The 21192-nt window shown below is 71.5% G+C and carries 19 protein-coding genes and 1 pseudogene; 3 read left to right on the forward strand and 17 right to left on the reverse strand.

The genetic code is table 11. The features are described from left to right. Positions 1 to 6: 6 nt before the first annotated feature. Genes ACIBJB_RS27865 through ACIBJB_RS27875 form a run of 3 tightly spaced genes read right to left on the reverse strand, consistent with a single transcriptional unit; the run spans position 7 to position 2305 of the window. Complete coding sequence (locus ACIBJB_RS27865) at positions 7 to 1236, reverse strand: RNA polymerase sigma factor (protein WP_398934652.1); 1230 nt, start codon at positions 1234 to 1236, stop codon at positions 7 to 9. Beyond that, the gene (locus ACIBJB_RS27870; RefSeq protein ID WP_398934231.1) at positions 1233 to 1574 is read right to left on the reverse strand and encodes a YciI family protein; all 342 of its coding nucleotides are present in this window, start codon (positions 1572 to 1574) and stop codon (positions 1233 to 1235) included. The genes ACIBJB_RS27865 and ACIBJB_RS27870 overlap by 4 nt, the downstream gene beginning before the upstream one ends. Then, positions 1571 to 2305 (reverse strand): SgcJ/EcaC family oxidoreductase, encoded by a 735-nt coding sequence (locus ACIBJB_RS27875; RefSeq protein ID WP_398934233.1) that lies wholly within the window; start codon positions 2303 to 2305, stop codon positions 1571 to 1573. Before ACIBJB_RS27875 ends, ACIBJB_RS27870 begins: the two co-directional genes overlap by 4 nt. 118 nt (positions 2306 to 2423) lie before the next feature. Between ACIBJB_RS27875 and ACIBJB_RS27880 the strand changes: the two genes are divergently transcribed. The 3 genes and pseudogenes from ACIBJB_RS27880 to ACIBJB_RS27890 all read left to right on the forward strand — a co-directional run. After that, a complete protein-coding gene (locus ACIBJB_RS27880) occupies positions 2424 to 3251 on the forward strand; it encodes a class I SAM-dependent methyltransferase (RefSeq protein ID WP_398934235.1) in 828 nt (275 codons plus the stop codon). 240 nt (positions 3252 to 3491) lie between these two features. Continuing rightward, positions 3492 to 4628, forward strand: a complete 1137-nt coding sequence (gene rho / locus ACIBJB_RS27885; protein WP_398934237.1) for a transcription termination factor Rho — start codon at positions 3492 to 3494, stop codon at positions 4626 to 4628. Between the two features lie 159 nt (positions 4629 to 4787). Next, a pseudogene (locus ACIBJB_RS27890) lies at positions 4788 to 5573 on the forward strand (D-alanyl-D-alanine carboxypeptidase family protein); the annotation flags it as partial. Between the two features lie 83 nt (positions 5574 to 5656). On the opposite strand, the gene ACIBJB_RS27895 reads toward ACIBJB_RS27890, so the two are convergent. The 14 genes from ACIBJB_RS27895 to ACIBJB_RS27960 form a co-directional block, all read right to left on the reverse strand. Beyond that, positions 5657 to 7012, reverse strand: a complete 1356-nt coding sequence (locus ACIBJB_RS27895; RefSeq protein ID WP_398934239.1) for a glycosyltransferase 87 family protein — start codon at positions 7010 to 7012, stop codon at positions 5657 to 5659. Positions 7013 to 7023: 11 nt separating this feature from the next. Beyond that, positions 7024 to 8427, reverse strand: a complete 1404-nt coding sequence (gene mptB / locus ACIBJB_RS27900; RefSeq protein ID WP_398934241.1) for a polyprenol phosphomannose-dependent alpha 1,6 mannosyltransferase MptB — start codon at positions 8425 to 8427, stop codon at positions 7024 to 7026. A 97-nt stretch (positions 8428 to 8524) separates the two neighbouring features. Continuing rightward, complete coding sequence (locus ACIBJB_RS27905; protein ID WP_398934243.1) at positions 8525 to 9454, reverse strand: glutaminase; 930 nt, start codon at positions 9452 to 9454, stop codon at positions 8525 to 8527. A gap of 57 nt (positions 9455 to 9511) precedes the next feature. After that, the gene (aspA, locus tag ACIBJB_RS27910) at positions 9512 to 10921 is read right to left on the reverse strand and encodes an aspartate ammonia-lyase (protein WP_398934245.1); all 1410 of its coding nucleotides are present in this window, start codon (positions 10919 to 10921) and stop codon (positions 9512 to 9514) included. A 140-nt stretch (positions 10922 to 11061) separates the two neighbouring features. Then, positions 11062 to 12078, reverse strand: a complete 1017-nt coding sequence (locus ACIBJB_RS27915; protein WP_398934247.1) for an asparaginase — start codon at positions 12076 to 12078, stop codon at positions 11062 to 11064. Positions 12079 to 12157: 79 nt separating this feature from the next. Next, the gene (locus ACIBJB_RS27920; RefSeq protein ID WP_398934249.1) at positions 12158 to 13606 is read right to left on the reverse strand and encodes an amino acid permease; all 1449 of its coding nucleotides are present in this window, start codon (positions 13604 to 13606) and stop codon (positions 12158 to 12160) included. Continuing rightward, entirely contained in the window at positions 13603 to 14286 is a 684-nt protein-coding gene (locus ACIBJB_RS27925) for a FadR/GntR family transcriptional regulator (RefSeq protein WP_057617710.1), read from the reverse strand. The genes ACIBJB_RS27920 and ACIBJB_RS27925 overlap by 4 nt, the downstream gene beginning before the upstream one ends. A gap of 192 nt (positions 14287 to 14478) precedes the next feature. Next, positions 14479 to 15315 carry an undecaprenyl-diphosphate phosphatase gene (locus ACIBJB_RS27930; protein ID WP_398934251.1) on the reverse strand — a complete coding sequence of 279 codons (837 nt, stop codon included), beginning with the start codon at positions 15313 to 15315 and terminating at the stop codon, positions 14479 to 14481. A gap of 87 nt (positions 15316 to 15402) precedes the next feature. Continuing rightward, positions 15403 to 15777, reverse strand: a complete 375-nt coding sequence (gene crcB, locus ACIBJB_RS27935; protein WP_398934253.1) for a fluoride efflux transporter CrcB — start codon at positions 15775 to 15777, stop codon at positions 15403 to 15405. Beyond that, the gene (locus ACIBJB_RS27940; protein ID WP_398934255.1) at positions 15774 to 16166 is read right to left on the reverse strand and encodes a DUF190 domain-containing protein; all 393 of its coding nucleotides are present in this window, start codon (positions 16164 to 16166) and stop codon (positions 15774 to 15776) included. Before ACIBJB_RS27940 ends, crcB (ACIBJB_RS27935) begins: the two co-directional genes overlap by 4 nt. After that, positions 16163 to 16621 carry a fluoride efflux transporter CrcB gene (gene crcB, locus ACIBJB_RS27945; protein WP_398934257.1) on the reverse strand — a complete coding sequence of 153 codons (459 nt, stop codon included), beginning with the start codon at positions 16619 to 16621 and terminating at the stop codon, positions 16163 to 16165. The genes ACIBJB_RS27940 and crcB (ACIBJB_RS27945) overlap by 4 nt, the downstream gene beginning before the upstream one ends. 167 nt (positions 16622 to 16788) lie before the next feature. After that, positions 16789 to 17751 (reverse strand): SMP-30/gluconolactonase/LRE family protein, encoded by a 963-nt coding sequence (locus tag ACIBJB_RS27950; protein WP_398934259.1) that lies wholly within the window; start codon positions 17749 to 17751, stop codon positions 16789 to 16791. Between the two features lie 41 nt (positions 17752 to 17792). Then, the gene (locus ACIBJB_RS27955) at positions 17793 to 18080 is read right to left on the reverse strand and encodes an ArsR/SmtB family transcription factor (RefSeq protein WP_398934261.1); all 288 of its coding nucleotides are present in this window, start codon (positions 18078 to 18080) and stop codon (positions 17793 to 17795) included. A gap of 963 nt (positions 18081 to 19043) precedes the next feature. Then, a complete protein-coding gene (locus tag ACIBJB_RS27960; protein ID WP_398934263.1) occupies positions 19044 to 21065 on the reverse strand; it encodes a beta-galactosidase in 2022 nt (673 codons plus the stop codon). Positions 21066 to 21192: the final 127 nt, after the last annotated feature.

Consider the following 21192-nt stretch of genomic DNA (forward strand, 5'->3'; position numbering starts at 1 on the left):
CGGCCGCTAAGCGGATCGACACTCCCCGAGACGTTTTTCGAGGAAGCGCCGTTCGGCGTCGTTCTCCACCAGCTCCAGGGCCCGCTCGTACGCCCGCGCCGCCTCGGTGGTACGGCCGCTGCGGCGCAGCAGGTCGGCGCGCGTGGCCGGAAGCAGGTGGTAGCCGCTCAGCTCGCCCTCCTGCTCCAGTTCCGTGACCAGCGCCAGTCCCGCGTCCGTGCCCTGCGCCATGCCGACGGCCACCGCACGGTTGAGGCGGACCACGGCCGAGGGCACGAAGCGGACCAGCTCGCCGTAGAGAGCGGCGATGTCGGCCCAGTCGGTGTCCTTCGCCGTGGCGGCGGTGGTGTGACAGGCGGCGATGGCGGCCTGGATCTGGTACGGCCCGGGGCGGCCGCGGCGCAGCGCGGTCTCCAGCAGGGCGGCGCCCTCGTCGACCTCGGCGTGGTCCCACGCGGTGCGGTCCTGGTCCTCCAGGGTGACCAGTTCGCCGTCCGCGTCCACCCGGGTCTCGCGGCGGGCGTCGTGCAGGAGCAGCAGCGCGAGCAGACCGAGGGCCTCGGGTTCGTCGGGCATCAACCGGGCCAGCACGCGGGCCAGCCGGATCGCCTCCGCGCACAGGTTCCGGCGTACGAGATCGGCTCCCGAGGTGGCCGCGTACCCCTCGTTGAACAGCAGATAGATCACGCCGAGCACGCCGGTCGTGCGCTCGGGCAGGAGGTGGGCGGGCGGCACGCGGTAGGGGATGCCGGCGTTGCGGATCTTCTTCTTGGCGCGCACCAGGCGCTGTGCCATCGTCGCCTCGGGGACGAGGAAGGCGCGGGCGATCTCCGGTGTGGTCAGGCCCGCGAGGGTGCGCAGGGTCAGGGCGACCCGGGCCTCGTTGTGCAGCGCGGGGTGGCAGCAGGTGAAGATCAGCCGCAGCCGGTCGTCCTGGACACCGCTGTCGTCGTACGGCTCCTCGGGTGCCGTGAGCATCGCCGCCTCCCGTAGTTTCCGTGCCCCGACCGCCTCCCGGCGCAGGACGTCCATGGCCCGGTGCCGGGCGGTCGTGGTGAGCCAGGCGCCGGGGCGGCGCGGGACGCCGTCGCGCCGCCACCGGTCGAGGGCCTGGGCGAAGGCGTCCTGCGCGCACTCCTCGGCGAGGTCCCAGTCGCCGGTCACCCGGATCAGGGTGGCGACGACCTGGCCCCACTCCTCCTGGAAGGCGGCTGCGACCGCCTCTTCGGGTGTCACTCCCACACTGGCCGTACTTCCACCGAGCCACCTCCGAGCGCCGCCGGATGCCGGGACGCGAGGGAGATCGCCTCGTCCAGGTCGGCGACCTCGATGATGTCGATTCCGGCGATGTACTCCTTGGACTCGATGAACGGGCCGTCGGTGAGCAGGACCTCGTCGCCCTGGACGCGCACGGTGGTGGCGTCGGAGGCGGGGCGCAGACGGGCGCCGCCCTTGACGAGGTCGCGCCCGCGGACCTCCTCGATGTAGGAGGTGAAGCGGGGGTCCTCGGCGATCTCGGCGGGGCTGAGTTCCTCGCCCGCGACGGGGGTGCAGATCAGCAGGGCGTACTTCATGACAGGTCCTCCTCGATTCCGGCGTCGAACGCGACGGACGTGTGCTGGTGGGCGATCAGCCACCGGTCGGCGGGCAGCCGGTAGCCGGTGGTCACCCGCAGGGTGCTGTCCAGGCGTTCCCCCGTGGTCAGCGTGGCCCGCATCCGCACCAGCGCGTGGCTGAACGCGACGCTCTCGTCGACCCGGAGCCGGAACTCCAGCACCTCGCGGTCCACGGGCCCGGTGACGGTCGAGAACCACCACTCCTGGGCCTTGCGGAAGGCGTCGATCCCGCGCTGCTCAAGGCCGGTCATGGGATGGAACACCTCGACGTCCGGGGCGTAGCAGGCGAGCATCCCGGTGAGGTCGCGGTCCCGGACGGCCCGGGTGAGTTCCGCGTCGAGGCGGCGGATCTCCCCCTCGGCGTCCTCGTCCTCCCAGAACGGGCGCACCTCCATGGCACCGATCGTGGCCACGGGGTGCTTCGCGGCCGCCTCGATGGCCTCCTCCAGGGTGTCGCACTCCAGGATGTCGAAGCCGGCGACGTACTCCTTTGTTTCCGCGAACGGCCCGTCGGTGCGCAGCACTTCACCGCCGCGCACCCGCACGGTGACCGCGTCGGCGGGCAGCGCGAGCCGGTGCCCGTGCTGCCGTACGCCACGGTCGCCCAGGTCCTCGACCCAGGGCTCGACGGGGGCCATGCCCGAGGCGTCGTTGGTGTCGTCGCCGCAGACGAGCAGCATGTACTTCATGGATCCTCCCGGTCCTCATGAGCTTCCTACACCCGCCCGACGAACAGGACCGACCCGAATCGACACCCGACGCGCACGAAAAAACGAGGGGCCTGCGTACGGCTGGTTGGATGGTGGCATGACGTCCGACGAGCACGCGCGGCTGATGCGGGCCAACCAGGCCAACTGGGACGCCCGCACCCCCGTCCACCTCGCCAGCCGGTTCTACGGCCTCGACCAGGACCTCGATCCCGAACGCTGGTTCGCCGCCTTCGAGTGGGAGGACCTCGGCGACCTCACCGGCCGTGACGTGCTCCACCTCCAGTGCCATCTCGGCACGGAGACGCTCGCCCTGGCCCGCCGGGGCGCCCGCGCGGTGGGGCTCGACTTCTCGGAGGCGTCCGTGGCGGCCGCGGCCGGCATCGCGGCGCGGTCGGGTGTGGCCGTCGAGTACGTAAAGGCGAACGTCTACGACGCCGTCGAGGCGTTGGGCGGGCGGCGCTTCGACGTCGTCTACACCGGCAAGGGCGCCCTGTGTTACCTCCCCGACCTCGAGCGATGGGCCGACGTGATCGCCCAACTGCTGCGTCCGGGCGGCCTGTTGTACATCGTCGAGTTCCATCCGATGCTCAACTCGCTGGGCCCGAAGCCCGCACCGGGCGAGGGACCAGAGCTGCTGCTGCGCCACGACTACCTGGGTGGCGAGGGGCCCGTGCACCGGGACGCAACCCGCACCTACACCGACGGCCCGCCCGTCGAGGGGGCCACCGAGAGCTACGAGTGGATGCACGGAATAGGTGAGGTCCTGGGCGCGTTGACGGGGTCGGGACTGAGCGTCCGGCGACTCCGGGAGAGCGAGGAGCTGCCGTGGCCGCGCTGGCCGCACATGCACCGCACGCCGTCCGGCTGGTGGCGGCTCCCCGAGCCACGGATCCCGCTTCTCTACGGACTTCTGGCCCATCGCTGACCGTCGCGTGCTAGTCTGCCAACAGCACTTGTGTACGCCCTGTTGTGGGCGCCGGTGCCAGTTCCTCCTCAGTTCGCCGGTCGCTGTACCGGCTTCTCCTCACCACCTCGTGATCAGTGGCCGTGCCATATCCGAGGTGCTGTTTCCCGCCGCCGAAGGCGCTGTCCGCCTTCCCTCTCGCGGCTTCCCCCCTTCCTTCCGCATGTTCCATGCCTTCCGTCCTCGAAAGGACAGACCACCATGACCACCACTCTCGAACACCCTCCAGTCCAGCAGCAGCCCCCGGTCCGGGCCGTCACCGGCGTCCTCGACATCGACGCGAGCGGGAAGGGCCACCTGCGCGCCGCCGGCCTGCTGCCCTCGCCCACCGACCTCCAGGTCTCCCCCGCGCTGATCCGCAGGTTCGGCCTGCGCAAGGGGGACGTCGTCGACGGCGTGCGCGGCACCCAGCGCGCCCTCACCGAGGTCGCCCGGGTCAACGGGCGTACGCCCGACACCAACCGTCGTCACTTCCGTGACCTCACCCCGCTGCACCCCCGCGAGCGGATCCGTCTCGAACACCCGGCGTCCGGCCTGACCGGGCGGGTCGCCGACCTGATCGCACCCGTCGGCAAGGGCCAGCGGGGGCTGATCGTGGCCCCGCCCAAGACCGGAAAGACCGTACTGCTCCAGCAGGTCGCGGCCGCCGTCGCCGGCAACCACCCCGAGTGCCGCCTGATGGTGGTGCTGCTCGACGAACGCCCCGAGGAAGTCACCGACATGCGGCGCTCCGTGCGCGGCGAGGTGTACGCCTCGACGTTCGACCGCACGCCCAAGGAGCACATCGCGCTCGCCGAGCTGGTGATCGAACGGGCCAAGCGGCTCGTCGAGGCCGGCGAGGACGTTGTGATCCTGCTCGACTCCCTGACCCGGCTGTGCCGGGCCCACAACAACGCGGCCCCCGGCAACGGCCGCACCCTCAGCGGGGGCGTCGACGCCACCGCGCTGATCGGGCCGAAGAAGTTCTTCGGCGCCGCCCGGCTCGCCGAGGAGGGCGGCTCGCTGACCATCCTCGCCACCGCCCTGGTGGAGACCGGCTCGCGCGCCGACGACTTCTACTTCGAGGAGCTCAAGAGCACCGGCAACATGGAGCTCCGGCTGGACCGCGAGCTCGCCTCCCGGCGCGTCTTCCCGGCCGTCGCCATCAACCCCTCCGGCACTCGCCGCGAGGAACTCCTCCTCCCCCCGGCCGAGTTGGCGACCATGCACGGTCTGCGCCGGGCACTGCAGAGCCGGGACGGCCAGGCCAACCTGGAGACCCTCCTGGAGCGCATGCGCGAGACCCCGGACAACGCGACCTTCCTGCGCCGCATCCAGCCGACGCTGCCCGCGGGCTAGACCGCGCGCTCCGCGACACGCCGGACGGTGTGCGGCATCCGGGTGTTCGCGCCCGCCCCACGGCCCGGCCAGCGCGATGCAGGGGCGGTCCGTTCCTAGCTTTGCGGTATGACTATCGGATTTCCCTCCCGGTTTGCCGTCTCGGCCTGCGCACTGTGCATGACGGGACTTCTGGTGTGCGCCCCCGCGACGGCGGCCGCGCACACGGGCTCCGACCCCGCCGCGCCCGGCGGACCGCTGGCCGCGGCCGCTTCGCCCGACCTGCTGTACCACTCCGGCACCCAGGTCCGGCCGCACCGGGGCGCGCCCCGGGTCCCGGACGTGTCCGCGCTGTCGTGGGTGGTGGCCGACGCCCACAGCGGGGAGGTCCTCGCGGCGCACGACGCCCACCGCAGGCTGCCGCCGGCCAGCACGCTCAAGACCCTGTTCGCCCTGACCGTCCTGCCGGTGCTGCCCGGCGGCCTCCGGCACACGGTCGGCGCGGAGGACCTCGCGGGCATCGGCCCCGGCAGCAGTCTCGTCGGGGTCGCCCAGGGACGGACCTACCAGGTGGCCGACCTGTGGCGCGGGGTCTTCCTGAACTCCGGGAACGACGCCGTGCACGTCCTGGCCCGGCTCAGCGGCGGCTGGCGTACGACGGCCACCCGGATGCAGGCCAAGGCGCGCGCCCTGGGCGCCCGTGACACGCACGTCCGCTCCCCCGACGGCTACGACACCCCCGGCCAGGTCTCCTCCGCGTACGACCTCGCGGTCTTCGGCCGGGCGGGGCTGCGCAACGAGGACTTCGCGCGGTACTGCGGCACGGCCGAGGCGATGTTCCCCGGCCCGGGCGGATGGCCGTACGGGATCCGGAACACCAACCGGCTGCTGACCGGCGCCGACGGGGTGGAGCCCTACGACGGGCTGATCGGGATCAAGAACGGCTATACGAGTCATGCCGGCAACACGCTCGTCGCCGCCGCCCGGCGGGGCGGCCGGACGCTGGTCGTGACGGTGATGAACCCTCAGTCGGGCGGTGGCTTCGCGGTCTACGAGGAGGCGCGCCGGCTGCTCGACTGGGGGTTCGGCGCGGCCGGGCGGGTGGATCCGGTGGGCTCCCTGGACGCGCTGCGGGCGAGACCGCGGCCGGGGCCCGACGCCGTGCCGGTCGCCGCGGCGGCCGCACCGGACGACGACGGGCCGGACTGGCTGGAGACCTGGGCCATCCTGGGCGCCGCCGGACTCGGTGCGGGGTCGATGGCCCTGGCGCTGCGGTCCCGGCTCGGGCCTGCCGCTCGCGACTGACCCACAGGCAGCCACAGCAGCAGACCGAGGGTGATCCAGGTGTAGATGTTGCTGCCGAGGAAGCCGTCGATACCCGACGCGTCGTCGAACCACAGCCACACCACGCTGGTGCACAGGACGGCGTACAGGGCCCCCGCGATCCGTGGGTGCCCGCTACGCACGAGGACGGCGAAGGAGGGCAGCAGCCACACCAGGTGGTGCACCCAGGTGATCGGGCTCACCAGACACGCGGTCAGCCCGGTCAGCGCGAACGCGGCCGCCCAGTCGCCCGCCACCACGGCCCGCCGGCCCCGTACGGCCCAGACGCCGAGGGTCAGCGCCACGGCCACCGCCCAGACCGCCCGGTCCGGTTCGCCGAGCCGCGCCAGGATGCCCTGCAGCGACTGGTTGGAGACGTAGTCGAGGCGGCCCACCCTGGTCGTGTCCCACAGGGCGTCGGTCCAGTAGAAACGCGAGGCGTCCGGGGCCACGACGGCCGCGAACCCCGTCGCCGCCAGGGCCACGACCGTGGCGACCGCCGCCGCGCGCCAGCGCCGGGCGACCAGGAGCAGGCCGATGAAGAGGGCCGGCGTGAGCTTCACCGCGGCGGCCAGACCGATTCCGACACCGGCCCGGCGTTCCCGGCCCGTCGCGAGCAGCCACGCGTCGACCAGGACGAGCGCCAGCAGCAGGAGGTTGACCTGGCCGAAACTGAAGGTGTCGCGCAGCGGTTCGAACAGCGCGAGCGCGCAGGCGCCGAGAGCGCAGCCGTACCAGCCGTGCCGCCGCCAGGCCCGGCCGGTGAGGAGGCGCACGACCACGGCCAGTGCCGCCAGGTTGAGCAGCACGCCCACGGCGATCGCGGTGCGCAGGTCGAACAGGGCCATCGGGAGCATGGCGACGGCCGCGAACGGCGGGTAGGTGAAGCCGTACGTCGTCCCCGGCACCCGGTAGTCGTAGAGCCGTCCGCCGTGGTGGACCCAGGTGTCGACCGCTCCGTGGTAGACGCGCAGGTCGAACCAGTCGCGCAGGAGCGGCACGGTCGCCGTGAAGGCGGTGACGGCGGCGACGGCGGCGAGGACCAGCAGCAGCCGGCCGCGATCCGTGGTCGGCGCCTTCATGCCGTACGTCCTCATGCCGTATGTCCCGTCACCGGGGCCTGGGCCGTCTGGTGGGCCTGGACGAGCACGACCAGGGCGAGGACACCTCCGGAGACGGCGAGGACGAGTTGTCCGGCGTCGGCCGGGCCGCCGTTGGGCAGGGTGGCGAGCGCGAGCACGCCCGTCACGGCGGCCACCCGGTGCCGCACCGAGGCGCTCGGCGCGGCAGCCGCTATCAGGAACAGTCCCCACAGGGCGTACCAGGGACGGATCGCCGGGCCGAGGGCGGCGACGGTGGCGAGGCTCAGGCCCAGGGCGTAGACGGGGCGCGGGCGAAGGCGCAGCCATATGTGGCCGATGACAACGACGGCGGTCACGACACCGAGGGCGTGCCAGGCCGGGACGGCCAGCGGGGCCAGGTCGCTGCCGAGACGTTCCAGCAGGGCTCCGGTGGCGCGGCCGAGGAGGCTGGTGAGGGCCCAGTTCCCGGACGACACGGGGGTGTTGAGGGCGCCGATCCAGCCGTAGCCGGTGCCCGCGACGGCCGTGGCGGCGACCGTGGTCGCGGCTGCCGAGACGGCGGCTGTCAGGACGGCCCTCGCCGGGTGGTCACCGGACCGGATCCGCAGCACGACGATCGCCGCCAGCCCCAGGACGGCGGGCGCCTTCACCAGCGCGGCAAGCGTCACGAGGACCGCGCCCAGGACCGGCCACCGGCCCAGGGCGGCGACCAGCCCGAGGCCGAGCAGGCCGAGCATGACGGCGTCGTTGTGGGCACCCGCGACCAGGTGGAGCAGCACGAGCGGGTTGAGGGCGCCGAGCCAGAGCGCGGCGGCCGGATCCGCGCCGCTGTGGCGGGCCAGGCGCGGCAGGACGGCCGCCATGAGAGCCACGCCGAGCAGGGCGACGAGCCGCATCCCGAGCAGCCCGGCCGGGAGTTCGCCGTGGGACGCCTTGGCCAGCGCGGAGGCCACGCCCAGAAACACGGGGCCGTACGGGGCGGTCGTGTTGCGCCACATCGGGGCGACCTCGTCCGCGAGGGGACCGCCGAGCAGGGCGGGGCCATGGCTGTAGACGTCCATGTGGGCGTCGGCCATGGCGCCTTGGGCGAGGTAGCTGTAGACGTCCCGACTGAACAGGGGCGGGGCGAGCAGCAGCGGGAGGGACCAGATGACGAGGACGGCCATGAGCTCGCGCGTGCTGGGCCGCTGCTCGGGGCTGCGCACGAGGCGGCCGAGGAGGAGCCAGGCCGCGATCAGCAGGACGACGCCGAAGTAGGCACCGACCAGGCCGAGTGCCGCCTGGGGCGAGGCCGGGGTGAGGAGTTCGCGGACGGGCAGCGCTCCTGAGGTCTCACCACCCGCGGCGAGAAAGGCGGTGCCGACCAGACCGAGGATCTGGCAGCGACGGAGATCTACGGGAACCTTGGCCAACACATCGGCAGCGTGTCAGTTTCGGGTGGCTGGAAGGCGACGAGGTGACGACCGGGGTGTGACCGGTGCGTGGTCGGGCGCGGGACGCGCTCACCCCCTCTCAGAACACGGAGAGACCCGTCAGCGTCGTGAACCTGTCCAAGGCCGCCACCCCCGCCACCGAGTTGCCCCGCTCGTCCAGACCCGGGCTCCATACGCACAGGGTGCAGCGGCCCGGGACCACCGCGATGATGCCGCCGCCCACACCGCTCTTGCCGGGCAGGCCCACGCGGTAGGCGAAGTCACCCGCCGCGTCGTACGTGCCGCAGGTCAGCATGATGGCGTTGATCTGTTTGGCCTGGCTGAGGGTGAGGAGGCGGGTGCCGTCGGCGCGGATGCCGTGGCGGGCCAGGAAGGTGGTGGCCAGGGCGAGGTCGGCGCAGGACGCCCTGATCGAGCACTGGCGGAAGTACTGGTCGAGCAGGACCGGGATGTCGTTGTCGATGTTGTCGTACGCGGCCATGAAGTGGGCCAGGGCGGCGTTGCGGTCGCCATGCGCGGACTCGGAGGCGGCCACCTCCTCGTCGAAGTCCAGGGCGGGGTTGCCGCTCTCCGCGCGCAGGAACGACAACAACTCGCCCGCCGCGTCTCCGGTACGGCTGTGGAGGCGGTCGGTGACCACCAGCGCGCCCGCGTTGATGAACGGGTTGCGCGGGATGCCGTTCTCGTACTCCAGCTGCACCAGGGAGTTGAACGGGTTGCCGGAGGGCTCGCGGCCCACGTGCTCCCAGAGTTGGTCGCCCTCGCGGGCCAGGTCGAGCGCAAGGGTGAAGACCTTGGTGATGGACTGCGTCGAGAACGGCTCCCGCCAGTCGCCCACCCCGTACACCGTGCCGTCCAGCTCCGCGACGGCCATGCCGAAACTGCGCGGGTCGCAGGCGGCGAGCGCCGGGATGTAGTCGGCGGCGCGGCCCCGGCCCGGGGTCCGTTCGATCTCCTCGGCGATGCGTTCCAGGACCGGCTGGAAGGCGAGCGACGACGTCGTGGTCATGATCACTATTGTGCCTCCCGGCCGGTCCTGGTGCGTGTCACGGTAGGTCGGGTGCCGTCAGGCCCCTGGGGAGCCGCTGCCCGCGAGGACTTCCGGCCGCAGCAGGTCGGCGAGTGTCTCGGCGGGCAACAGGCCCTTTTCCAGGACGAGTTCGGCCACTCCCCGGCCGCTGACGAGGGCCTCCTTGGCGATGTCGGTGGCGGCCGTGTACCCGATGTGCGGGTTGAGGGCGGTGACCAGGCCGATGGAGTTCTCGACCGTCCGGCGCAGCTCCTCGGTGTTGGCGGTGATGCCCTCCACGCAGCGTTCGGCGAGGGTGAGGCAGGCGGCGCGCAGGTGGGTGATGGACTCCGACAGCGAGTGCAGGATGATGGGCTCGAACGCGTTGAGCTGGAGCTGTCCCGCCTCCGCGGCCATCGTGATGGTCACGTCGTTGCCGATCACCTCGAAGGCCACCTGGTTGACGACCTCGGGGATCACCGGGTTGACCTTCCCCGGCATGATCGACGAACCCGCCTGCACCGGCGGCAGGTTGATCTCACCCAGCCCCGCGCGCGGCCCGGAGGACAGCAGCCGCAGGTCGTTGCAGCTCTTGGACAGCTTGACCGCGACCCGCTTGAGCACGCCGGACATCTGCACGAACGCACCGCAGTCCTGCGTGGCCTCGACCAGATTGGCGGCGGTGACCAGCGGCAGGCCGGTGATCTCGGCGAGGTGGCGGCGGGCGGACTCGGCGTACCCTGCGGGCGCATTGAGCCCTGTGCCGATGGCCGTGGCGCCCAGGTTGATCTCATGGATCAACTGGACGGCCTCGTCAAGACGGTGGCGGTCCTCGTCCATCATGACGGCATAGGCCGAGAACTCTTGACCGAGCGTCATGGGCACCGCGTCCTGCAACTGTGTACGGCCCATCTTGAGCACGTCATGGAACTCGACGGCCTTACGGGCGAACGCGTCCTGCAGTACAGCCATCGCCTCGAGCAGTCCACGTACCGCGAAGACCGTCGCGATCTTGACGGCGGTCGGGTAGACGTCATTGGTCGACTGGCCCAGGTTGACGTCCTCGTTGGGGTGCAGGAAGGAGTACTGCCCCTTCTCGTGCCCCAACAGCTCCAACGCCCGGTTGGCGACGACCTCGTTGGCGTTCATGTTGGTCGAGGTGCCGGCCCCGCCCTGGATCACGTCGACCACGAACTGGTCGTGCAGCTTCCCGTCCCGGATCTCCCGGCAGGCCTCGACGATCGCGGCGGCCTTCCTGGGCTCCAGCAGCCCGAGCTCCTCATTGGCGAGCGCGGCGGCCTCCTTGACGGCGGCAAGCGCGTCGATGAGGTGCGGGTAGGCGGAGATCGGTGTCCCGGTGATGGGGAAGTTCTCGGTGGCCCGCAGGGTGTGGACACCCCAGTAGGCGTCGGCGGGGACGTCGCGGTCGCCGAGGAGGTCGTGCTCGCTGCGGATGACGACGGTCATGAGGGTACGGGTCCTTGTCTGAAGGGGGTCAGGTGAGTTTGTTCAGGGGCGCGGGGCTGTATCGATCTGCGGCTCCGCCGCGCGGGCGCGACCAGCCACAGCCGACCCGCAGCCGCACGACGACGTGTCGGACCGAGCCCTTAGGCGCACGCCGAGGCAACAACCGGCTCCAGCGAACGAACGGGCCGCACACACCCGACCTCAAGGCCACCTCCAAGAAGCGCCTCCCCCTGGAACTCGGTGAGCAGCGAGGGATCGACCCCGGCCCACGCCAACGCCGCCGCGGCAACCGGCACCCGCGCCCGACTCGCCCCGTCGGAGATCTTCACGGCGACAGCGCGCCCATCCGGAAGCGCGGCGACCTGAACGCCCTCGAAGCCGTCCTTCGCGAGCAGCCCGGGCACGGCCTTCATCAGCGCGGCCACGTCCCGTCCCGCCCCGGACGCCATCTCGGCATGCGCCCGCATCGCGTCGGCGACCCGGGCCTCAGGGGTACCGGGAGCCGCCGAGGTGATCCGTGCGGCGGCCCGGGCAAGGCCGTGCAGCGACACGGAGAACAAAGGCGCACCGCAGCCGTCGACGGTCACCCGTGCGATCCGCTGCCCGGTCAGGTCCTCGACGATCTCGGCGATCGCCTGCTGGAGCGGATGCGAGGGGTCGAGGTAGCCCTCGAGAGGCCAGTCGTTGAGCACGCACGTGTACAGCATCGCCGCGTGCTTGCCGGAGCAGTTCTGCGCGAGCCGCGAGGGCCCGCGGCCCTCCCGGATCCACTCGTCCCGGACGGCCGGGTCGAACGGCATGTCCGGGACGTTGCGCAGGTCGTCCTCGGACACACCCGCGAGCTCCAGGATCCGCCGGGTCCCGGCCAGGTGGCGTTCCTCGCCGGAGTGGCTGGCCGCGGTGAGCGAGAGGAGCTCGCCGTCGAGCGGCAGCCCGGCCCGGACCATGGCGACGGCCTGAACCGGCTTGAGCGCGGACCGCGGATAGAACGCGGCCTCGATGTCGCCGAGTTGGAAACGGACGTCCCCGTCGCCGTCGAGGACGACGACGGAACCGTAGTGGGTGCCCTCGATCAGCCCACCGCGGATGAGGTGGGCGACGGGAGCGTGGAGGGGTTCACGGACCAGGGGTGCGGCCGCGACGGGACTGCTGTGCATCACTTCCTGCTTCTCCGGGAACGTCACGCGGGTCACGCGTGCGTGCCGGTCGGTTCGGGCTCGGTAGGCGCGCGAGCGCTCACGCGCCGGTGGATTCGCTCTCGGTGGAGGTAAGGGAGGCCCTGCGCCGGACGGCGAACCAGCCGGCGACCAGTGCCGCGACGATCAGCGGGAGGCACAGCACGGTGGTGCGGCCGGCGCCGCCGTCGGCGTACATGAGGACCAGGACGGAGGCGAGGAAGGCCAGCGTCACGAGTTCGGTCCAGGGAGATCCCGGCAGTCGGTAGCCGGGGCGGGTGAGGTCGCCCTTCTCGGTCTTCTGCCAGAAGAGCAGGTGACAGACCATGATCATGCCCCAGGTGGCGAGGATGCCGATGGCGGCGAAGTTCAGCACGATCTCGAACGCGTCGGCGGGGACCACGTAGTTGAGGCCGACACCGAGGACGCAGATGCCGCTGGTGAGCAGGATGCCGCCGTAGGGGACCTGGCTGCGGCTCATCACGCCGGTGAACTTCGGGGCGGATCCGGACATCGCCATGGAGCGCAGGATGCGCCCGGTGCTGTACAGGCCGGAGTTGAGCGAGGACATGGCCGCGGTGAGGACGACGAGGTTCATCACGCCGCCGGCCGCCGGGATGCCGATGTTGGACAGGACGGTCACGAAGGGGCTCTCGGCCGCGCTGTACTTGTTCCAGGGCAGCAGCATCGAGAGCAGGAGGACCGAGCCGACGTAGAAGACGCCGACGCGCCACATGATCGAGTTGATCGCCTTGGGCATGATCTTCTCGGGGTTCTCGGTCTCGCCCGCGGCGACGCCGACCAGTTCGACCGAGGCGTAGGCGAAGACGACACCCTGGATGATCAGGAGCATGGGCAGCAGGCCGCTGGGGAAGACGCCGCCGTTGTCGGTGATCAGGGACGGGCCGGGGTGGTGGCCGTCGATCGGGTGCCGGGTGGCCAGCAGGAAGACGCCGATCAGCATGAACGCCACGAGCGCGCCCACCTTGATGATGGCGAACCAGAACTCCAGCTCGCCGAACATCCGCACCGAGATGAGGTTGACGGTGAGGACGACCGCGAGCGCGATGAGGGCGATCACCCACTGCGGGATGTCGGAGAACATGCCCCAGTAGTGGGTGTAGAGGGCGACGGCGGTGATGTCGGCGATGCCCGTGGTGGCCCAGTTCAGGAAGTACATCCAGCCGGCGACGTAGGCGCCCTTCTCGCCGAGGAACTCCCGGGCGTACGACACGAAGGCGCCGGAGGAGGGCCGGTACAGGACGAGTTCGCCGAGGGCGCGCACGACGAGGAAGGCGAAGACGCCGCAGACCGCGTAGGCGATGAACAGGGAGGGCCCGGCGTCGGCGAGGCGGCCGCCGGCGCCCAGGAAGAGGCCGGTGCCGATCGCGCCGCCGATGGCGATCATGTTGACGTGTCGTGACTTGAGGGACTTGCTGTATCCCTCGTCTCCGGCGTCGACATGGCCGGAACGTTTCTGCACGCCGTCGTGCAGGGACTGCTCGCTCACGCCTGGGACTCGCCTTCCGTGGGGGTGTTCGTACCCGTGTTCGGGGAACGCACGATGTCGGTGAGGGTGGTCTCGACGCGGTCGAGGTGGTGGGACATGGCCTCCACCGCGTCGTGCTCGGAACCGTCGATCAGCGCCTCGACGATCGCGCGGTGCTCGCGGTTGGACTGCTCCCGGCGGCCGCCCAGCTCGTTGAGGAACGCCGACTGACGCGCCAGTGCGTCCCGGATCTCCTCGATGACCCGGCGGAAGACCGGGTTCTGAGCGGCCTCGGCCACGGCCAGGTGGAAGAGGGTGTCCATCGCGACCCACGCCGTGGTGTCGGTCTCCCGTTCCATCCGGTCCAGCAGGTGTGCCAGGTGGTCCAGGTTCTCCGGAGTGCGGCGCCGGGCCGCGTACCCGGCGACCGGGATCTCGACATGGCGGCGCACCTCCAGGAGGTCGCTGGCCGCGTAGTCGCCGAAGGTGGGGTCCTCCACCGCGTTGGCCACGACGAAGGTGCCCTTGCCGGTCTTGGAGACGGTCAGGCCCATGGTCTGCAGGGCCCTGAGGGCCTCGCGCAGGACGGGCCGACTGATCTCCAGGGTGCGGCAGAGCTCCGCCTCGGAGGGGAGCTTGTCGCCGATGGCGTACTCCCCGCGCTCGATGGCGTCACGCAGATGCGCCAGCACCGCCTCCATGGCGCTGATGCGCCGCGGAGGCTGACTGGCTGTCCGGCTGTCTGACAGGTTCACGGGAGAGATACTCCGGGCGGCGAGAGGGTGCTGTCAAGGGGCCGGGCGCATGGGGTGCCAGGAGGGAGAGCCTGCCCGGGGTGCGAGAAGAGACACCGGGGTGCGAGAAGGGAGAGCCGCCTCACACCCCCGTGGCGGTCAGCTTCCGAGGGTCCCCGTGGCCAGCAGGCCGAAGAGCAGCAGGCCCACGACGATCCGGTAGACCACGAAGGCGTTGAAGGAGTGCTTGGCCACGAACTTCAGCAGCCAGGCGATGGAGCCGTAGGCGACGACGAAGGAGACCCCGGTCCCGACGGCGAGCGGAGCCGCCCCCACGCCCGCACCGAGGGCGTCCTTGAGCTCGTAGATGCCGGCGCCGGTGAGGGCGGGGATGCCGAGGAAGAACGACAGGCGGGTGGCGGCCACCCGGTTCAGGTCGAGCATCAGAGCCGTGGACATGGTCGCGCCGGAGCGGGAGAAGCCGGGGAAGAGCAGCGCGAGGATCTGCGAGCTGCCGACCAGCATCGCGTCCTTGAACGAGGTGTCGTCCTCACCGCGCTTGTGCCGCCCCATCTGGTCCGCCGCCCACATCACACCGCTGCCGACGATCAGGGAGCCCGCGACCACCCACAGGGACGCGAGCGCTCCCTCGATGAGCGGCTTGGCGGCCAGGCCGACGATGACGATCGGGATGGTCGCGGCGATCACCCACCAGGCGAACTTGTAGTCGTGGTGGTAGCGCTCCTCCTTGTGGACCAGCCCCCTCCCCCACGCGGACACGATCCGCACGATGTCCTTGAAGAAGTACACGAGCACGGCGGCGATCGCGCCGACCTGGATGACGGCCGAGAACCCGACGACGGCGTCGTCGTCGACGGGGATGTTCATCAAGCCCTCGACGATCTTCAGATGGCCGGTGGAGGAGACGGGCAGGAACTCGGTCACCCCCTCGACGGCTCCGAGGACGACGGCCTGACCGACGCTGATGACGCTCATGGGATCCAGTTCTTCTCAGGGGAAGCGGGTGCGGAGGGCACAGTTGGGGCGGGCACAGTCTTACTACACGCGGGCAAGCGTCGAGGTCTACGCCCAGACGGCCTGTGCCAGCGCCACCCCCGCGAAGGCCGCCCCGAGACCGGCCACCACGCTCGCGGCCACATTGGCCGCGGCGTACAAGCGTGCCCCGGTCTCGCTGAGCCGGAGCGTCTCGTAGGAGAAGGTCGAGTACGTCGTCAGGGCCCCGCACAGACCGGTGCCCAGGAGGAGCTGGACGTGGGATCCGGCGGCCCCCTCGGCCACGGCCCCGGTGAGCAGGCCGAGGACCAGACAGCCCGTGACATTGACGGCGAAGGTGCCCCAGGGGAAGAGCGAGTCGTGCCGGGACTGCACCGCGCGGTCGGTGAGATAGCGGAGCGGCGCACCGACCATGGCACCCGTGACGACCAGCAGCCAGTTCACAACGACTTCTTACCCTTCATGCCCGTTCTGCCCCGGCTTGCGTCCTCGGTCCCGTCGCGGCCGACGTACCGGATGACCTCGCAGTCGTCGAGGGTCACCAGGCCCTCGGTGATGAGTTCGTCGAGCTGCGGCAGGAACTCCCGTACGCGCGTCTCGGTGTCGACGATCACGACGGCCACCGGAAGGTCCTCGCTGAGGGACAGCAGCCGGGAGGTGTGGATCAGGGAGGAGGCACCGAAACCCTCGATGCCGCGGAAGACGCTGGCCCCGGCGAGCCCCGCCGCATGGGCGCGGTGCACGATCTCGGTGTAGAGGGGCTTGTGGTGCCAGGTGTCGTTCTCGCCGATGTAGACGGTCACGCGCAGGGCGCTGCCGGTCAGCCTCGTCATGGCTGCCTCCACGTCAGGAAGCGGCGGGCCGCTGTGGACGCGAGCCACACCGCGGTGAGGGCCGCGAGCAGCGTCGCGGCGAGATAGGCCAGGCCGGTGGCGGGCCGGCCGTGATCGACGAGTTTCTGGATGTCGACCGCGTAGGTCGAGAAGGTGGTGAAACCGCCGAGGACACCGGTGCCGAAAAAGGGGCGGACGAGGCGGTGGGCGGCCCACACGTCGGTGATGACGACCATGAACACGCCGATGACGGCACAGCCGACGACGTTGGTCCAGAAGGTCGCCCAGGGAAATCCGCCGGGCGGCGCGGGCCAGTGGAGCGAGAGGGCGTACCGGGCGGCGGCCCCGAGGGCGCCGCCCAGCGCGACCACCGCGACGACCGGCGCCTGACCGTCCCGGAGCGACGGGCGGCGCGCGGGTCCGGCAGGGGCGCGGAGGCTCTCCGGGGCTGTCATGGTCGTGTCTCTCCTACTCGCCGGGGCCCGGGCACACGGGCGCGCTCCATCGCAAGTAGGGACCGTTGGCGGCGCCTTCGCCGCGGTTCGGGTACGGCGGGCCCCACCGCCGCGCCGCGAGGGTGATCGCGACCGAGGACCAGGGTAACGCCGGGGCGCTGCCGGGGTCACTTCGCGGCGGGCGGCTCGCACAGCGCGATGCCGCGCTCCCAGAGGCTGCCGAGGACCAGGTGGCCGGAGGCCTCGCAGACGCTGGTGACCATGCGGAAGCGGGACCGGTTGCGGGCGAGGTGGTGGACGATCTCGCCGGTGTCGTCGACCGCCAGGACGCCGATGCCGCCGGTGGGGCGGTAGGGGGCCCGTACGGCGATCCGGGCGGCGGCTCGGCGGACCGGTGGGGCGGCGCGGTGCAGCAGGTCGAGCGGGGGGATGCGGGGCCCGGCGAGCGAGACCCAGATCGGGCCGTCGGGTCCACCGCGCCAGATGTTGTCGGGCATGCCGGGCAGGTTCTCGGCGAGGGGTTCGGCGCGTCCGGCCTGTGGTCCGTCGAGCCAGTAGCGGGTGAGTCGGCGGGCCCCGGTCTCGGCGACGACCAGGAAGGACTCGTCGCCGCTCGCGGCCAGGCCGTTGGCGAACTGCAGTCCCTCCAGCAGGACTTCGGGAGTGTCGTCGCCGGGCGCCAGGCGCAGGAGGCGGCCGGTACCCGTGTGCTCGACGATGTCGCCGATCCACTGCTCCAGGGGGTAACGGCGGCTGGAGACCGTGAAGTACACGCTGCCGTCGGACAGGGCGACCACGTTGCTGGCGAACCGCAGCCGCTCCCCCTCCACCTCGTCGGCGACGACGCGTACGGTGCCGTCGGCGAGGTCGACGCCCAGCAGTCCGCGTTCGGCGTCGCACACCAACAGGGCACCGTCCGGGAGGAGTTCGAGGCCGAGCGGCCTGCCGCCGGTCTCGGCGAGCACCTCGACGCGGGCGGCGAGCGGTTCCGTCAGTCCGTCGATGCGCAGGATCCGGCCGTCCGCCACTCCGGTGAGGACCCGGCCGCGGGCGTCGGCGACGACGTCCTCGGGACCGTGCCCGCCGATCGCGACGTAGTGGCGGGGAGTCAGTGCGGTGGAACGGTCCATCAGGTGCCTGCCCTTCCGGTGCGGGTCTTCCGGTGCGGTCGCTACCAGCCCTTCTCGAACATGCGCGCCACCTCGGCGATGCGCATCTCGTCGCGACGGTAGTACGTGCGCCACCGGATCCTCCTGGTGCGCAGCAGGCCGATGTCCACGAGCAGGCCGAGGTGGGTCTCGGCGATGGAACGGGACACGCCGAGCTTGCGTGCGATGGCGCCGGCGGTGACTCCGTCCCGGGCGGGGTCGCCGTGCCGCTGCGGCGGGAAGTGCGCGGCCGGGTCCTTCAGCCACTCCAGGATGTCCAGACGCCACTGGCCGGCCGGGATCCTCAGCATCTCGTCCCCTCCGCCCCTCCTTCTGGGTGCGTCCACTGTCCCGCAGCCGAAGCCGCCCTGTCCCGGAGTGAGCGAGCTTGTCCGAGATCGAACTCCTCTGGGGTGGAAGGGCTGTTGGGGCGCACGGCGTTCGAGGAGGGAAGGGCGGATGCGTCCGGAGGGCTGGGCCGGGACCCGGGGCTTGTCCGGGGTTTCGGGCTGGTCCGGGTTTGGGGCCGGTCCGGGGTTTGGGCTGCTGCTGGGTTTGGGGCTGGTGCGGGGGGTTTGGGGTTGGTATGAAGTTGGTCCGTGGTTTGGGGCTTGTTCCGGGACCCGGGGCCGGTCGGGCCGTGAGGCCAATCCGCGGGCTTACGGCCGACGCGGACCGCGAGGCCGAGCCGGGACACGGGGCCGAGCCGGGCTGCGGGCGGATGCAGGCCGCCGGCGGATTCGGGCCCCGAGACCGGTCCGCGGGCGTGCCCCCATGGGGTGATGCCCCTCCGGACCGCAAGGCAGATCTGTACCGCGAGCCGATCCGAGACCCGGGGCCGAGCCGGACCGCGAGGCCGAGCCGGGACCCGGGGCGGATTCAGTCCGCCGGCGGATTCCGGCCCCTGAGACCGGTCCGCGGGCGTGCCCCCATCGGGTGAGGCCGCTCCGGACCACAAGGCCGATCTGCATCGCGAGGCAGAGCCGGGCCGTGAGGCCAATCCGCGGGCTTATGGCCGATCCGGACCGCGAGACCGATCCGGGACCCGGGGCCGAGCCGGGCCATGAGGGCAATCCGGACCGCAGGCGGATCAGGGCCGTGGGCGGATTCGGGCCCGTGAGGCCGATCCGGACCGCGGGTGGGTTCGGGGTCTTGAGGCCGATCCGGACCGCGGGCGGATTCGGGCCCTTGAAGCCGATCCGCGAGCTTGCGCTCCTGGAAGTGAGGCCCCCTCCGCCCGCGGCTCGTGGTCTCGCGGGCGGAGGGGAGTCGGATCAGGCGTCGAAGCGGACGACGCGGACTGCGCCCGCCGGGACGGCGAGGCGGCCCGCGGCGCGTTCGCCGGTCAGCAGTTCGGTGCCCGCCCCGTCCAGGGGCACCTTGGCCTCCGACACGGTGTGGTTGATCACGAAGACGTAGGAACCGGTCTCTCCGTTCCGCCGTACCACCTCGACATCGTGGGGCAGGTCGGCGCGGGAGGGGAGTTGGGCGTCCTCGGCGGCCCAGCCGAGCAGCGCGTCCAGACCCTGGGCGGCCAGGCGCGTGGAGACGTACCAGGCCGTGCCCTCGCCGTGGCGGTGCCGGGTGACGGCGGGGTGACCGGCGGCCAGGCCGTCGGCGTACGTCCACACCGTCTCGGCGCCGCGCGGCACGACGAACTCGGTCCACACGTCGCCGGTGAGCTCGGAGCCGTCGGGTCCGGTGATCCGCACCAGCTGGTCCGGCAGGAGCGGCGAGAACTCCTCGACGGTCAGGCCCAGGACGTCCCGCAGCGCGCCCGGATGCGCACCCGCGTGGACGGCGTCGTGCTCGTCGACGATGCCGGAGAAGTACGACACGACGAGGGTGCCGCCGTTCTCGACGTACGCCTTGAGGTTGTTCCCGGCGGCCTCCGTCATCAGGTACAGGGCGGGGACGACGACAAGGGGATAAGCCGACAAGTCGGCTTCCGGGTGGGCGAAGTCGACTGTGAGGTGGCGGTCGTAGAGGGCCTCGTAGAAGGCGTCGGCACGCTCGCGCGCGTCGTGGTCCTCGCTGGGCCGCCAGTCGAGGTTCTGCGCCCACCAGGAGTGCCAGTCCCACAGGACGGCCACGTCCGCCCGGGTGCGGGTGCCGCGGATCGTGCTCAGCGAGTCCAGAGCGGCGCCCAGTTCGACGACCTCGCGCCACACGCGTGTGTCGGTGCCGCCGTGCGGGACCATCGCCGAGTGGAACTTCTCGGCGCCGCGCCGGGACTGACGCCACTGGAAGAACATGGCGCCCTCGGAGCCGCGGGCCACGTGGGCCAGGGAATTGCGGGCCATCTGGCCGGGGGCCTTGGCGGGATTCCGCGGCTGCCAGTTGACGCCCGAGGTGGAGTGCTCGAGCAGGATCCACGGAGCACCGCCCGCGACCGAGCGGGTGAGGTCGGCGGCCATGGCGAGGTTGACGTGGGTGCGGCGCCCGTCGGTCATGAGGTAGTGGTCGTTGGTGACGATGTCGACCTCGCGGCCCCAGGCCCAGTAGTCGACGGAGTCGCACTGGCTGAGCGCGGTCATGAAGTTGGTGGTGACGGGGACGCCCGGGGAGAGCCGGTGCAGGATGTCCCGCTCGGTCACGAAGTTCTCGCGCATGGTGGCGTCGGCGAACCGCTTGTAGTCCAGCGCCTGGCCGGGGTTGCCGACGGTGGCCGCGGTGCGCGGCGGGTCGATCTGCTCGACGCTGGTGTAGTGCTGGCCCCAGAAGGCGGTGCCCCAGGCCTTGTTGACGCCGTCGACGCCGCCGTACGTCGCTTGGAGCCAGCGGCGGAAGTGGGCGGCGCAGGAGTCGCAGTAACAGGCGGAGACGGGGACGCCGTACTCGTTGTGCACGTGCCACATCGCGAGGGCCGGGTGGTCGGCGTAGCGCTCGGCGAGCCGGGTGGTGATGTCCGCGGCGGCCGCGCGGTAGGCACGGTTGCTGTGGCAGATGGCGCCGCGCGAGCCGAACGCGAGGCGGGTGCCGTCGGCCGTGACCGGCAGCGCGTCGGGGTGGGCGCGGTAGAACCAGGCGGGCGGGACGACGGTGGGCGTGCCGAGGTCGACGCGGACGCCGTTCTCGTGCAGCAGGCCGAGGATCCGGTCCAACCAGCCGAAGTCGTACACGCCCGGTTCCGGCTCCAGGAGCGCCCAGGAGAAGATCCCTACGCTGACCATGGTGACCCCGGCCTCGCGCATCAGCCGGACGTCCTCGTCCCAGACGCTCTCGGGCCACTGCTCCGGGTTGTAGTCCCCGCCGAAGGCAAGCCTGGTGAGGCCCCTGGGGGTGGTCTCCGGCATGGTCTCTCCCGTTTCGAGTCGTTGGGAACGTGCACACACGGCTCCAGAAGTGTGCGGCCCAAGATAACCGTACAGGTGCAACCCTTGCCAAGTGCCTTACAGCACACTTTTCTGTGCACGATCCCAG

Origin of the sequence: Streptomyces sp. NPDC050759 (genome assembly GCF_044456945.1) — a bacterium.
Classification (GTDB): domain Bacteria; phylum Actinomycetota; class Actinomycetes; order Streptomycetales; family Streptomycetaceae; genus Streptomyces.

Coding starts and splice junctions, on each gene's coding strand:
- ACIBJB_RS27875 (WP_398934233.1), bottom strand. CDS start 2,305: ATGAAGTACATGCTGCTCGTCTGCGGCGACGACACCAACGACGCCTCG.
- crcB (WP_398934257.1), bottom strand. CDS start 16,621: ATGACAGCCCCGGAGAGCCTCCGCGCCCCTGCCGGACCCGCGCGCCGC.
- ACIBJB_RS27905 (WP_398934243.1), bottom strand. CDS start 9,454: ATGACCACGACGTCGTCGCTCGCCTTCCAGCCGGTCCTGGAACGCATC.
- ACIBJB_RS27915 (WP_398934247.1), bottom strand. CDS start 12,078: ATGCACAGCAGTCCCGTCGCGGCCGCACCCCTGGTCCGTGAACCCCTC.
- ACIBJB_RS27930 (WP_398934251.1), bottom strand. CDS start 15,315: ATGAGCGTCATCAGCGTCGGTCAGGCCGTCGTCCTCGGAGCCGTCGAG.
- ACIBJB_RS27925 (WP_057617710.1), bottom strand. CDS start 14,286: ATGGAGGCGGTGCTGGCGCATCTGCGTGACGCCATCGAGCGCGGGGAG.
- ACIBJB_RS27940 (WP_398934255.1), bottom strand. CDS start 16,166: ATGACGAGGCTGACCGGCAGCGCCCTGCGCGTGACCGTCTACATCGGC.
- ACIBJB_RS27870 (WP_398934231.1), bottom strand. CDS start 1,574: ATGAAGTACGCCCTGCTGATCTGCACCCCCGTCGCGGGCGAGGAACTC.
- ACIBJB_RS27880 (WP_398934235.1), top strand. CDS start 2,424: ATGACGTCCGACGAGCACGCGCGGCTGATGCGGGCCAACCAGGCCAAC.
- ACIBJB_RS27955 (WP_398934261.1), bottom strand. CDS start 18,080: ATGCTGAGGATCCCGGCCGGCCAGTGGCGTCTGGACATCCTGGAGTGG.
- ACIBJB_RS27950 (WP_398934259.1), bottom strand. CDS start 17,751: ATGGACCGTTCCACCGCACTGACTCCCCGCCACTACGTCGCGATCGGC.
- aspA (WP_398934245.1), bottom strand. CDS start 10,921: ATGACCGTCGTCATCCGCAGCGAGCACGACCTCCTCGGCGACCGCGAC.
- ACIBJB_RS27960 (WP_398934263.1), bottom strand. CDS start 21,065: ATGCCGGAGACCACCCCCAGGGGCCTCACCAGGCTTGCCTTCGGCGGG.
- rho (WP_398934237.1), top strand. CDS start 3,492: ATGACCACCACTCTCGAACACCCTCCAGTCCAGCAGCAGCCCCCGGTC.
- ACIBJB_RS27895 (WP_398934239.1), bottom strand. CDS start 7,012: ATGAAGGCGCCGACCACGGATCGCGGCCGGCTGCTGCTGGTCCTCGCC.